The 12728-nt window shown below is 72.3% G+C and carries 12 protein-coding genes; 6 read left to right on the top strand and 6 right to left on the bottom strand.

Features of this window, described 5'->3' with window-relative positions:
- The first annotated feature begins 85 nt into the window (after positions 1-85).
- On the top strand, positions 86-1957 hold the full coding sequence (locus RF645_RS03310; protein ID WP_368818580.1) for a DEAD/DEAH box helicase: 1872 nt from the start codon (positions 86-88) through the stop codon (positions 1955-1957).
- A 58-nt stretch (positions 1958-2015) separates the two neighbouring features.
- On the opposite strand, the gene RF645_RS03315 is transcribed toward RF645_RS03310, so the two are convergent.
- The gene (locus tag RF645_RS03315; protein ID WP_053447070.1) at positions 2016-2867 is read right to left on the bottom strand and encodes a PHP domain-containing protein; all 852 of its coding nucleotides are present in this window, start codon (positions 2865-2867) and stop codon (positions 2016-2018) included.
- A 177-nt stretch (positions 2868-3044) separates the two neighbouring features.
- Between RF645_RS03315 and RF645_RS03320 the strand changes: the two genes are divergently transcribed.
- Positions 3045-4664: an aminopeptidase P family protein gene (locus RF645_RS03320; protein ID WP_058871341.1), complete on the top strand. Its 1620-nt coding sequence runs from the start codon at positions 3045-3047 to the stop codon at positions 4662-4664.
- Between the two features lie 103 nt (positions 4665-4767).
- Here RF645_RS03320 and RF645_RS03325 read toward each other — a convergent pair whose 3' ends face one another.
- Positions 4768-5547, bottom strand: coding sequence for a general stress protein (locus tag RF645_RS03325; protein ID WP_058871342.1), 780 nt, complete (start codon positions 5545-5547; stop codon positions 4768-4770).
- 93 nt (positions 5548-5640) lie between these two features.
- On the opposite strand from RF645_RS03325, the gene RF645_RS03330 reads away from it, so the two are divergent.
- From RF645_RS03330 to RF645_RS03340, 3 genes are read left to right on the top strand one after another with little or no spacing between them, the layout of a single operon-like run.
- Positions 5641-6933 (top strand): CBS domain-containing protein, encoded by a 1293-nt coding sequence (locus tag RF645_RS03330; protein WP_006215775.1) that lies wholly within the window; start codon positions 5641-5643, stop codon positions 6931-6933.
- On the top strand, positions 6926-7636 hold the full coding sequence (locus RF645_RS03335; protein WP_058871343.1) for a DUF1003 domain-containing protein: 711 nt from the start codon (positions 6926-6928) through the stop codon (positions 7634-7636). The genes RF645_RS03330 and RF645_RS03335 overlap by 8 nt, the downstream gene beginning before the upstream one ends.
- A complete protein-coding gene (locus RF645_RS03340; protein WP_006215777.1) occupies positions 7629-8813 on the top strand; it encodes a P-loop NTPase in 1185 nt (394 codons plus the stop codon). Before RF645_RS03335 ends, RF645_RS03340 begins: the two co-directional genes overlap by 8 nt.
- Before the next feature lie 37 nt (positions 8814-8850).
- Here the strand turns inward: RF645_RS03340 and RF645_RS03345 are convergent, their stop codons facing one another.
- Positions 8851-9288, bottom strand: coding sequence for a twin-arginine translocase TatA/TatE family subunit (locus tag RF645_RS03345; protein ID WP_058871344.1), 438 nt, complete (start codon positions 9286-9288; stop codon positions 8851-8853).
- 30 nt (positions 9289-9318) lie between these two features.
- A complete protein-coding gene (locus RF645_RS03350; RefSeq protein WP_006215779.1) occupies positions 9319-9999 on the bottom strand; it encodes a hypothetical protein in 681 nt (226 codons plus the stop codon).
- Between the two features lie 286 nt (positions 10000-10285).
- On the opposite strand from RF645_RS03350, the gene RF645_RS03355 reads away from it, so the two are divergent.
- On the top strand, positions 10286-10915 hold the full coding sequence (locus tag RF645_RS03355; protein WP_040561587.1) for an O-methyltransferase: 630 nt from the start codon (positions 10286-10288) through the stop codon (positions 10913-10915).
- A 72-nt stretch (positions 10916-10987) separates the two neighbouring features.
- Here the strand turns inward: RF645_RS03355 and RF645_RS03360 are convergent, their stop codons facing one another.
- Both RF645_RS03360 and RF645_RS03365 read right to left on the bottom strand, forming a co-directional pair.
- Positions 10988-11155, bottom strand: coding sequence for a DUF3117 domain-containing protein (locus RF645_RS03360; protein WP_081609586.1), 168 nt, complete (start codon positions 11153-11155; stop codon positions 10988-10990).
- Between the two features lie 95 nt (positions 11156-11250).
- Positions 11251-12549 carry a hypothetical protein gene (locus tag RF645_RS03365; protein WP_235586758.1) on the bottom strand — a complete coding sequence of 433 codons (1299 nt, stop codon included), beginning with the start codon at positions 12547-12549 and terminating at the stop codon, positions 11251-11253.
- Positions 12550-12728 lie beyond the last annotated feature (179 nt).

Genomic DNA, 12728 nt, shown 5'->3' on the forward strand with positions numbered 1-12728 from the left:
TCGCAGCGGCGTGCCCCGTCGCACCTTCGCGCCGCGGACCGCGGCCGCGCGAGCGCGCACGGATGACCACGGGAAGGACCCGAACATGAGCCAGACCGAATCCCCCGAGACCGAGCAGTCTCCCGAGACCGCCCCGGACCAGGGCGAGGCCCAGCTGGAGGCCATTGCCGAGGACTCCGTGGAGGTGGAGCCCCAGGCCCCCGTCGAGACCCGCACCTTCGCCGACTTCGGCGTCCGGGAGGACATCGCCGAGGCCCTGGCGGAGGCCGGGATCGTCCACCCGTTCCCCATCCAGTCCATGACGCTGCCGATCGCGCTGAGCGGGCAGGACATCATCGGGCAGGCCAAGACCGGCACGGGCAAGACCCTGGGCTTCGGCATCCCGGCGGTTCAGAACGTCGTGGGCCGCGACGACGACGGCTGGGACCGCCTGGAGCGCCCGGGCGCACCGCAGGCGCTGATCATGGTCCCCACCCGCGAGCTCGCGGTGCAGGTGGGCTCGGACCTGTCCATCGCGGCCAAGACCCGCAACGCGCGCGTGCTGACGATCTACGGCGGCCGCGCCTACGAGCCGCAGATCGAGGCCCTGGAGAAGGGCGTCGAGGTCGTGGTGGGCACCCCCGGGCGCCTGATCGACCTGAACCGCCAGCATCACCTGGACCTGTCCCAGGTCAAGACGGTCGTGCTGGACGAGGCCGACGAGATGCTCGATCTCGGCTTCCTCCCGGACGTCGAGAAGCTGCTCTCGGCGGTGCCGCGCGTGCGCCACACCATGCTGTTCTCCGCGACCATGCCCGGCCCCGTCGTGGCCATGGCACGCCGGTACATGTCCAAGCCCATGCACATCCGCGCCGCCGCCCCGGACGAGGGCTCGACCAAGGCGGACATCCGCCAGGTCGTCTACCGCGCGCACAACCTGGACAAGCCCGAGATGCTGGGCCGCATCCTGCAGGCCGACGGCCGCGGCCGGTGCATCATCTTCATCCGCACCAAGCGCACCGCCGCCAAGGTCGCCGACGAGCTGATCGAGCGCGGCTTCGCCGCCGCCCCGCTGCACGGCGATCTGGGGCAGGGCGCCCGCGAGCAGGCGCTGCGCGCGTTCCGCTCGTCCAAGGTGGACATCCTGGTGGCCACCGATGTCGCCGCCCGCGGCATCGACGTCGACGACGTCACCCACGTGATCAACTACCAGTGCCCAGAGGACGAGAAGACCTACCTGCACCGCACGGGCCGCACGGGCCGTGCCGGACGCAAGGGCACCGCGATCACGTTCGTGGACTGGGATGACATCCCCCGCTGGCGCCTGATCGACAAGGCGCTCGAGCTCGGGATCCCCGAGCCGGTCGAGACCTACTCCTCCTCGGCCCACCTGTTCGAGGACCTCGGCATCCCCAAGGGCACCAAGGGCAAGCTGCCGCGCTCCAAGCAGACCCACGCCGGTCTGGGCGCGGAGAAGCTCGAGGACCTGGGCGGCCCGGATTCCCGCGGCGACAAGGGCGATTCCCGCTCCTCGCGCGGCGGCTCGGGCGGCCGCGAGGGCTCCCGCGGCGCTCGCTCCGGCGGATCCGGCTCGGGTCGAGGCGGCTCCGGCCGCTCGCGCAGCCGCTCCCGCGGCGGGCGCTCGGAGGACACCGCACGCGCGAACCGCACGGAGCGCTCCGGCGAGGGCTCGCACGACGGGCAGCGCGGCGGCGGCTCCCGCGATGCGGCGAAGGGCGGCTCCTCGGACGAAGGCCGCTCCCAGCGCGGCGGGCGCCGTCGTGGCTCAGAGACGGGCAAGTCCTCGCGCAGCCCTCGAGAGGGCCGCAACGCAGAGCGCACCCGCGGCTCCGAGACGGCAGCTCCGAACACCGCTCAGGACCGCGCCACGGCGAACGCGCGCCGTCGGCGCCGCCGCCGCTCCAGCGGCGAGCAGCTGACGGGCTCCCCGGCTCGCCTGGTCGACGGCCAGGACTGATCCTCCGGAGCTGATCCGCTCGCGCCGCCTCGGCGCGAGCACCCCTGAGGCGGGCTCTTCAGGGACGCACGACCTGCGTCCCGGAGCCCGCCTCCGCCATGATCCGGCGCAGGGACTGCTCCGAGGTGAGGTTCTCGCCCAGCTCATTCGGCTTGCCGGAGCCGTGGTAGTCGGAGGAGCCGGTGACGATCAGATCGTGCTCGGCCGCCATCTGCGACAGCACCGCCCGAGCTTCGGGCGGATTGTCCCGGTGAGCGATCTCCAGGCCCGCCAGGCCCGCCTCGATCATGGCGTCGAAGACCTCCTGCCCGACCGTCCGCCCCCGCACGCGGGCCAGCGGATGGGCCATGACCGGCACGCCTCCGGCCTGGCGCACCAGCCGCACCGCGGTGACCGGATCCGGGGCGTAGTGGCCCACGTAGTAGCCCGAGCGCGGGTGCAGGACCGTGCTGAAAGCCTCGGAGCGGGTCTGCGCGATCCCGGCGGCCACGAGGGCGTCGGCGATGTGCGGCCGACCCACGGTGGCATCCCCGACGACCTGGTCCAGGACCTGCTCCCAGCTGATGGGATAGTCCTCGGCGATCAACTCCACCATCCGCTCGGCGCGTGTGCGCCGCGAGCGCCGGGCCCTCTGCATGACCTCGTCCAGCGCCCGGTCCTGCGGGTCCTGCAGGTAGGACAGCAGGTGCACCGAGATGCCGTCGTCGGTCTGGCACGAGACCTCGGTCCCGGGCACGAAGGCCACTGCGTGCTCGCGCGCAGCCTCCGCGGCCTCCTCCCACCCGGCGGTCGTGTCGTGATCCGTGAGGGCCACGACGTCCAGACCCGCCTCCGCCGCGCTGCGGATGACCTCTCCCGGCAGCTGGGTGCCGTCGGAGGCCGAGGAGTGGGTGTGCAGATCGATCTTCATGGCCCCATCGTGGCACGGCCCGCAGACGCCGCCATCCCGCTCGGCGGGCGGGCTCAGGTCGCCTCGACCCCACCCCCGTCGGAGCCCGGTGGCACCATGGCAGGACGAAGACCGCGCAGCTTCAGGTGACGGCTGCGCCCCGAGCAGCCGGTCCCCGACCGGCAGGACGGAGCGAGCATGACGGATCAGCCCTCGGAGACCACCCCCGCAGCCGCCCGCGAGGCGAGCGCCGGCGCACCGGCAGACACCGGCGCAGAGCCCGGCTCGCAGCCGCTGTCCGAGCGAGTGGACAACAGGACCCACTCCCCCGAGTCCTCGGCCTTCGCCGAGTTCATGGCCTCGCAGTGGGCCCCGGCAGCGGAGAAGGACCTGCCGCGGGAGGAGGTCGCCGATCATGCCGCCCAGCGGCGGCTGCGGATCTCGAAGGAGCACACCGGTCAGCGCCTGGTGATCCCTGCGGGGGCGCCCAAGGTCCGCTCCAACGACACCGACTACCGCTTCCGCCCCCACTCGGCCTTCGCCCACCTCACCGGGCTGGGCCTGGACCACGAGCCGAACGCGGTGCTCGTGCTGGAGCCGGTCGAGCCGGGCAGCGGGGACGACGCCGGTGATCACACCGCGGTGCTGTACTTCCATCCCATGGCCGGGCGGGACACCCGCGAGTTCTACGCCGATGCCCGCAACGGTCAGTTCTGGGTGGGCGACCGGCCCACGCTGCGCGAGATCTCCACCGCCTACGGCCTGCGGACGCGGGATCTGTCGGAGCTGGAGGCCGCGCTGAGCAAGGACGTCGGGGCGGACGGCGTCCAGCTCCGTCTGGTCCGCGCGCAGGACGCGGCCGTGGACGGCATCGTCGACTCGGCCCGGCAGGCGGGCGGCGTGGAGCTGGAGCAGGCTCACCTGCAGGACGACCAGCTCGTGGAGCGGCTCTCCGAGCTGCGGCTGATCAAGGACGAGCACGAGATCGCGCAGCTGCGCGAGTCGGTGGACATGACCGTCCGGGGCTTCGAGGACGTCGTGCGGGCCCTGCCCCACGCCATCGCCAAGCCGCGCGGCGAGCGGCTCGTGGAGGGGGCGTTCTTCGCCCGCGCCCGAGCTGAAGGCAACGACCTCGGCTACGACACCATCGCGGCCTCCGGGAACAACGCGACCGTGCTGCACTGGATCCGCAACACGGGAGAGATCCGCCCGCAGGACATGATCCTGCTGGATGCCGGTGTGGAGGCCGAGTCGCTCTACACGGCGGACATCACCCGCACCCTGCCGGTCACCGGCGAGTTCTCCGAGATCCAGCGCCAGATCTACCAGGCCGTGCTCGATGCCGCCGATCACGCGTTCACGGTCGCGGTGCCCGGCAACCGGTTCCGCGACGTCCACGACGCCGCCATGTCGGTGCTGGCCGCCCGGCTGGAGGAATGGGGCCTGCTCCCGGTCTCCGCCGAGGTCTCGCTCTCGGAGCGCGGCCAGCACCATCGCCGGTGGATGCCGCACGGGACCAGCCACCACCTGGGCCTGGACGTCCACGACTGCGCCCAGGCGCGCCGCGAGCTCTACCAGGACGCGGTGATCGAGCCGGGCATGGTCTTCACGATCGAGCCGGGCCTGTACTTCAAGGCCGAGGACCTGGCCGTCCCGGAGCAGTACCGGGGCATCGGCGTGCGGATCGAGGACGACGTCCTGATCACCGCCGACGGCAACGAGAACCTCTCGGCCGCTCTGCCGCGTCATCCGGACGATGTCGAGTCCTGGATGCAGGGCCTGTTCGAGTCCTCCGAGACGTCCTCGACCGCGCACTGATCAGCCGACGGTCGCGGGGCCGGTCGCAGCTCCGGCCCCGCGACGGGCGGCCGCCTCCGCAGGCGGACGGCCGTCCGACAGCAGGTCATCTGCCTGCAGAAGCTCAGCTGCGCGGCTCGCCGCCGCTCCACGGGCCGTCGGTCTGGGCGTCCCCACCGGGGGCAGCCTGGTCCGGGCCCTGGCCCTGCTCCTGGCCCTCGGGGTGCCCCCGGTGCGCCTCCTGCTCCTGCGGGGAGACGCGCACGCCGTAGAGCGGGCGGCCGTCCGGGGTCTCATCGGGGCGCGAGACCGGAGCCGACTGCTCCTGCGGCTGCCCGTCGGGGGCGGCGCCCAGATTGCCGACCGGCCCGGCGGCTCCGGGAGCCGGCGAAGCGGGCGCCGCCGCGCGCGGGGCCCTGCCCTGCAGACCGGCCCCCTGGAGCATGCGCTCGGCCTGATCGGCCACATCCGGTCGGGCCAGGACGTCGTAGCGCGTGGCCACGATCGTGGACATGGAGGTGAAGTCGCGGCGTCCGCGCTGGGCGGCGTAGGAGACCACGCCGAGCAGCATCCAGAACGCCGCGCCCAGGGCCACGGTCAACAGGATGGCCAGGGGCCCGCCGCCCCCGAACAGGCTGAGGATCAGCCCGAAGAACAGGCCGAAGAACGCGCCCTGACCCGCGGCCATGAGGGCCACGCGGGGATACGTCAGCCGGCCGGTGACCTTCTCCAGGGTCGCGAGGTCGTGCCCGACGATCGACAGCGCCGAGACCTCGAGCTCCTCGTCCGAGAGGTGGTCCACGGCCCTCTGCGCGTCCGCGTACTTGGTGAAAGAGGCGATCACCCTGCCCTCCGGCAGTCCTGCCCCGGAGATCTGACGTGCCTTCTGCGCTGAGCTGCTCATGGGCTCAAGACTCCCCCATGCAGCTGACCGGAGCCTTGAGACGCAGATCTCGATCGCGCCCGGCTGAATCCGTGCAGCGACTACCCTGGTGCGGTGAGCAGTTCCCTCGAGAAGATCTTCATCGCGCGCCTCATCGGCCTGGACGTGTTCGACCCCCTGGGCGACCGCGTGGGGCGAGTGCGCGACCTCGTCATGATCAGGCGCGACAGCGCCGGTTCGGCCAAGCAGCCGGTGGTCGTGGGCCTGGTGGTGGAGGTCCTGGGCAAGCGCCGCGTGTTCCTGCCCATGACCCGGGTGACGTCCATGGACTCCGAGCAGGTCCTGTGCACCGGCCTGGTGAACCTGCGCCGCTTCGAGCAGCGCGGCTCCGAGATCCTGGTGGTCGGCGAGATGTTCGACCGCACCGTCACCATGCGCGACGGCAGCGGCACCGCCACCATCATCGACGTCGGCATGGAGCTGGCCCGCTCTGGCGACTGGCAGGTCACGCAGCTGTTCGTGCGCCGCGGCCCCGTCGGCGGCGGCCTCATGCGCCGTCGCAGCGGCGAGACGCTCGTCATCGACTGGAACGAGGCCACCGACCAGGAGGCCGTCGGCCATCAGCCGGCGACGCAGTGGGTGAGCTCGCACGAGGACGACAAGCCCGCGGACCTGGCCGACGAGCTGCGCGAGCTGCCCCGCAAGCGCATCCTGGAGATCGCCGCCGAGCTGCGCGACGACCGCCTGGCCGATGTCCTGCAGGAGATGACCGAGGAGGATCAGGTCTTCGTCCTGACCCACCTGGAGGTCGAGCGCGCCGCCGACGTCCTGGAGGAGATGGAGCCAGACGACGCCGCGGACCTGCTCAACGAGCTGCCGGACCCGGATGCCGAGTCGCTGCTGGAGCTGATGCAGCCCGAGGACGCCGACGACGTCCGCCGCCTGCTCGAGTACGAGGAGGGCACCGCCGGCTCGATGATGACCCCGGTGCCGATCATCCTGGCCCCGGAGACCACGGTGGCCGAGGCGCTGGCCGCGATCCGCCAGGAGGAGGTCTCCCCGGCCATGGCCGCGGCCGTGTTCGTGTGCCGTCCGCCGCTGGAGACGCCCACCGGGCGGTACCTGGGCATGGTGCACATGCAGGAGCTGCTGCGCGTGCCGCCGCCCGAGCCGATCGGCAGCCTGATCGACTCGGCGATCGATCCCGTGAAGGACCTCTCCCCCATCTCGGACGTGGCCCGCGAGCTGGCCACCTACGACCTGACGATCATTCCCGTGATCAACGAGCACCGCCGCCTGGTGGGAGCGGTCACGATCGACGACGTGCTCGATGACCTGCTGCCGGACGACTGGCGGACCTGGGACGACGGAACCCCCGTGAGGAAGGTGGGACGACGCTATGTCTGAAAGCCGCACCGAGCGCCGCACTGCCGGCCTGGACACCCCCACCGGCCTGCGCCACGGGATGTGGAACCGGCTGCGTCCCAACCCGGACGCCTTCGGCCAGCTCACGGAGGGCTTCGCCCGGTTCATGGGCACCCCGCAGTTCCTGCTGTGGATGTCCGTCTTCGTGTTCATCTGGCTGGGCTGGAACACGTTCATGCCCGAGGACATGCAGTTCGACCCGCGCGCGCTGAACTACACCCTGCTCACGCTCATGCTGTCCCTGCAGGCCTCCTATGCGGCCCCCCTGCTGCTGCTGGCCCAGAACCGCCAGGACGACCGCGACAAGGTCGTGGCCGAGCGCGACCGCCAGCGCACGCAGGAGAACCTGGCCGACACCGAGTACCTGACCCGCGAGATCGCCGCCCTGCGCATGTCCATGCGAGAGGTCGCCACCCGCGACTACGTCCGCTCCGAGCTGCGCGACCTGTTCGAGGAGCTGCTCGAGGAGCTGAACGAGCCTGAGGGCGCCGACGACGCAGACCCCGAGCCCTCCAGCCGCAAGCGCAAGGGCCGCAAGAAGCAGCGCTCCGGCGAGACCGTGGCCGCCCGCTCGGCCGGTCTCGAGCGGGCGAGCGCCGACCAGCACGGCGCCCAGCAGACGGCGGCCGTGGCGTCGGCGGCGGAGGATCCCGAGAGCCCTCGGAGCACAGGTGACCATGACTGAGCAGGACCCCATCGATCCCCGCCTGGCCACGGCCCTGTCCTCCGTGGAGGACCCCGAGCTGCGCCGCCCGCTGATCGATCTGGGCATGCTGCGCGCAGCCCGGCTCGACCCGGACGGCACCGCGGTCGTCGAGGTCCTGCTCACGATCTCCGGCTGCCCGCTGCGCTCCACGATCGAAACGGACGTCGCAGAGGCCGTGCGCGGGGTCGACGGCGTGCATCGCACCGTGGTGGAGCTGGACGTCATGACCCCGCAGCAGCGCGAGGAGCTCAAGGACAGGCTCGGGCACACGCGCACCATCCCGTTCGCGGATCCGACGTCGCTGACCCGAGTGCACTCGGTGACCTCCGGCAAGGGCGGTGTCGGCAAGTCCACGGTGACCGCCAATCTGGCCGCGGCCCTGGCCGCGCGCGGACGCTCGGTGGGCGTCGTCGACGCCGATATCCACGGCTTCTCGATCCCGGGCCTGTTCGGCATCACCGCCGGGCCCACGAAGGTCGACGAGATGATCCTGCCGCCCGTCGTCGAGGTCCCTGACTCCGCCGCGTCGGAGGACGGAGCCTCGCGCGCCGCCGACGGACACCGGCGCGGCAGCGTCCGGGCCATCTCGATCGGCATGTTCACGGATCCGGCGAACCCGGTGGTGTGGCGCGGACCGCTGCTGGACCGAGCGGTCGAGCAGTTCCTGGCCGACGTCCACTTCGGCGACCTGGACCACTTGCTGCTGGATCTGCCGCCCGGCACCGGCGACGTCGCGATCGCGGTGGCCCAGAAGCTGCCCGGCTCGGGGGTCCTGGTGGTCTCCACGCCGCAGCAGGCCGCAGCGGGTATCGCCGAGCGCTCCGGGGCCCTGGCAGCCATGACCGATCAGACGGTCTCCGGGGTCATCGAGAACATGTCCGCCATGGTCATGCCCGACGGCTCGTCCTTCGATCTCTTCGGCAGCGGCGGCGGCGAGCAGATCGCCGACTCCCTCACCCGCCGCATGGGCTACGACGTCCCCCTGCTGGGCTCGATCCCCCTGGACATCGCCCTGCGGCAGGCCGGCGACGCCGGAATGCCGCTCGTGTGGTCCGACCCGGAGGCACCGGCCTCCCAGGTCCTGCGCGGTGTGGCCGCGCGCCTGGACGGTCCTCGCGGCCTGGAGGGACGCTCCCTGGGGATCACCCCGCGCTGAGCGCTCAGGTGCCCTCCCCACGACGGAGGTCTGCGTCTCAGGTGGCCTCGGGATCGAACGGGGCCTGCTGGGAATCGCCCAGGCGCATGAACGGCTGGGCCTGCGCCGGGAGGTCCTCGCCGGCGGCCGCCGCCTCCTCCTCCCGCCGGCGCTTGCGCTCGGCGCGCGCGGCCTCGCGCTCCTCGCGCTCGCGCTTGCGCTTCTCGGCGGAGTCCTCCTGATCGGCCTCCAGCAGGGCATCGCGCACGATCGTGCGAGGGTCGTACTGGCGCGGGTCGAGCTTGCGCCAGTCGAGGTCGCCGATCTCCGGGCCGAGGGTCTCGCGCAGGTCCTCCTTGGCGCCGCTTGCGTAGCGGCGCGCCCGCTTGACCAGGTCTCGGAGGTTCTCGGCGTACTCCGGAAGCCTCTCCGGACCCAGGACGAGCAGGATCAGGACGATGAGGACGATGGCTTCCCAGCCGCTGATGCCTAACACGTCGTCGAGATTATCAGGGCGTGCACCGGCTCAGGCCCCGATCCCGAGCATGCGCCGCCAGCCGCTGAGCACGGTCTCCCCCGGCGAGGAGGTCTCCTCCGGACGCTGCACCAGCGTGGCCCGGTCCGCGGCCTCGGTGTGGTGCATCAGGCGCACCATCTCCGCGGCCGAGGACTCGCTCTGCAGCGTGTAGACCACGTCGTCGTGGACGATCTGCGCGCGCCACGGGCTGCCCTCGCGCACCCGCACCGGGGTGCCGCTCAGGACCGCCGGGTCCAGACCCGTGGTCGTGGACGGCAGACCCGCGATGCCGTCGGTGGGGTGGTACTGATCGATCCTGCCGCGCTGCTCGGTGATCTGGACATCGCGGCCCTGCGCGTCCTGCAGCTGCATGCGCACAGCGGGCTGACCGGCGATCGTGTCCTCGCTCAGCGAGAGCACCTCGTAGCCGGGCATCCCGGCCAGCGGCAGCGTCCAGCCCTGTGAGCGCAGGACGTCGAGGTCGGAGACCTCCGAGATCAGCAGCCCCGAGGACTGAGCCCACGGCGAGCCCTGCGCCGCGGTGGCGCCCGGAGTCGAGGGCACGCTCGAGCGCGATCCGGCGAACCACCCCAGCAGCAGGATGCCGAGCAGCAGCAGGAGGATCACCGAGACCACGGCCGTGACGAGCCGAGCCCTGGAGAGGAACGTGGGCAGAGCCGTGGAGCTCATGGTCCTCCCCTGGGGTGCTCGCGTCGGATCGAGCGCAGGCCGCGCTCGTGCAGGCCAAGGATCCGAGACGGACCTTGACGGATCCTGTGTGCGCTCTCGCCCTCGACGCCGCTGCCGGCCCGTTCGAGGCGCCGACCCCCACGTCGCAGGCGGACGGGGGCCGACGGGTAGGATGACCCGAAGTGCACTGCGCAGCCGGTGCTGCCGAGCCCTGATCACGGGCCGCGCGGAATCGGCGGCGCGAAGGCAGCAGGGCAGGACCGAGCAGAGGAACGGGCGGGTGGCGATGAGCAGCGGCAAGGCGACCAGCTGGGCCTACGCCGAGGCCTATCCGCAGGAGGACGACGTCCTGCTGCGGGCCCGCGAGCGCTCCATGGCCCTGCGACTGCGTCCGGTCACCCCCGCGGTGGCCGCCACGCTCACGGTCCTGGCCGCCGCAGGTCAGCCCCGGGCGGCCGTCGAGGTCGGCACGGGAGCCGGCGTCTCGGGTGCCGCGCTGCTGCGCGGCATGCCGGAGGATTCGGTGCTCACCACCATCGACACGGACATCCGGGCCCTGCGCGCGGCCCGCGAGACCTTCCGCGAGATCGGCACGCAGCCGCGCGTGCGCACCATCTCCGGGCGCGCCTCGCTCGTGCTGCCGCGGCTGAGCTCCGCGTCCTACGACCTGGTCTTCCTCGACGCGGAGCCGTCGAACACCCTGCTCTACGTGGACGAGGCCGTGCGCCTGCTGCGCCGCGGCGGTACCCTGATCGTCCAGGACGCCCTCGATCAGGACCGCGTGCCGGATCCGGTGCAGCGCCAGGACTCCACCCGCGTGCACCGCGAGATCCACCGCATGCTGCGCGAGGACGAGCGCTTCGTGTCCGCCATCCTCACTCCGGGATCCGGGCTGTTCGTGGCCGTGCGCCGCTGAGGCGGGCCCCCATGGGAAGGACCCCCGCACCCTGGTCGGGTGCGGGGGTCCTTGTCGATGCTCGTGGGGTTGTCAGCCGGTGACGCCTTCGAGGCAGCCCTTCAGCTCTGCGGCCTCATCGGCCTTGAGCTCGACGACGAGACGACCGCCGCCTTCCAGGGGCACGCGCATGATGAGGCTGCGACCCTCCTTGGTGACCTCCATAGGGCCATCACCGGTCCTGGGCTTCATAGCCGCCATGGAACTCGATCTCCTGTCCGTCGGCACGTTCTTCCAGCATCCATCATATCGGATGCGTCACACGAGGCGTGGCGGGGGTCTCCAGGGGTCCCCGATCACGGCGGATAGTCGCCGCCCTGCGGCAGCGGCGACCACTGCCACAGCACCCCGACCCACACGACCTGCGACAGCGCGCAGACCACCACCGAACCCCACCGGTAGGCCCTCGACTCGCTCGCCGCGACCAGCGGCGCGGCCAGCACGAACAGCGGCAGCAGCAGGCGCGGCGTGGAGGACTGGGGGTGCAGGAAGAGCAGGAGGTAGACGGCATAGGCGTGGACCCACACCTGCAGGCCCAGCGGCAGGGTGCGGCGCACCGCGGTCGTGGTCATCAGCAGCACCCACAGCACCACCAGGACCAGCACGAACAGCCACCCCCAGCCCTCCCCGAGCAGCTGAGCGCCCAAGACCGCCCAGGGCTCGAGCGGCACCAGCGAGGTGCCGCGCCATGCGGTCTCGGTGTCCGTGTACGCGCGCGGCTCCCCCGTGGCCAGCCACGCGATCGCCGGCCAGGCCAGCGCGCAGGCGCAGGCCCACAGGGCCAGCCAGAACCAGCGGTCCAGGACCTGGCCGAGCCCGCCCGGCCCCCGTTCCGTCAGCACGCGCACGGCGCGGAGGGCCCAGACGATGCCGAGCGCCGCGGCGAAAGGCACCCCGGCCGGACGCGAGAGGCACATGACCAGGATGGCGACGGCGGCCAGGGCGCTGCGCCTCTGCAGCACGAGCAGCAGCGACAGCGCCAGCAGCGCCAGATGCAGCGACTCCGCGTAGGCCGTCTGCAGGATCGGCGAGACGGCGCACAGGCCCACCACCGCCAGCGCCCATAGGGCATCGCGCTGCCCGAGCAGACGACGGAACAGCGCCGCGATCGCCAGGGCCGCGGCGAAGCTCGCGGCCAAGGAGACCAGGGGCGCGACGATCGACCACGGCGCCCCCGTCAGGCTCGTGATCCCGCGGACCAGCAGGGGGAACACCGGGTAGAAGGCCCAGGCGTTCTCCTCGGCGCTGCCGGTCCGGTCGCGAGGGACCTGCGTGGGATAGCCGTCGTCGTGGATGCGCTGGTACCACTCGCCGTCCCAGATCCCGGCCGTGGCGAAGTAGCCCAGCGGAGTCTCGCCCCACGGACCGTCCGGGGCCTGCCGGTCGATCACGATCAGCACGAGAGCCGACCAGGCTCGGGCCACCGCCCAGAGCAGAAGGACCTGCAGCCACAGCGGCTGACGAGCCAGCCGAGCACCGGCCTCGCCGGCCCAGCCGGCCAGGGCCGAGTGGACCCGCGTGGGACGGACGTCGGCGGCGGCAGTCCCCGCAGCGGAACCGCCCTGTGCAGCGGTGCTGCGCACAGTGCCGCGCATCGACTCGCGACCTGGTCCGTGCTCCGAGCTGTTCTGCGGGCCGGAGGCCTCCGGCCCCGCCGAGTTCACCGGTATACCCCGGGGACGCGCGCCGCGCCGGCTGACCGCCCGGATCGCGGCCCGCCGGAGGTGCGAGCCGCTCGCGCCCGTGCCGGTGCCCCGACCTCGCTGCGGCCTCG

Origin of the sequence: Kocuria sp. CPCC 205260, from assembly GCF_040981045.1 — a bacterium.
Taxonomy (GTDB): domain Bacteria; phylum Actinomycetota; class Actinomycetes; order Actinomycetales; family Micrococcaceae; genus Kocuria; species Kocuria palustris.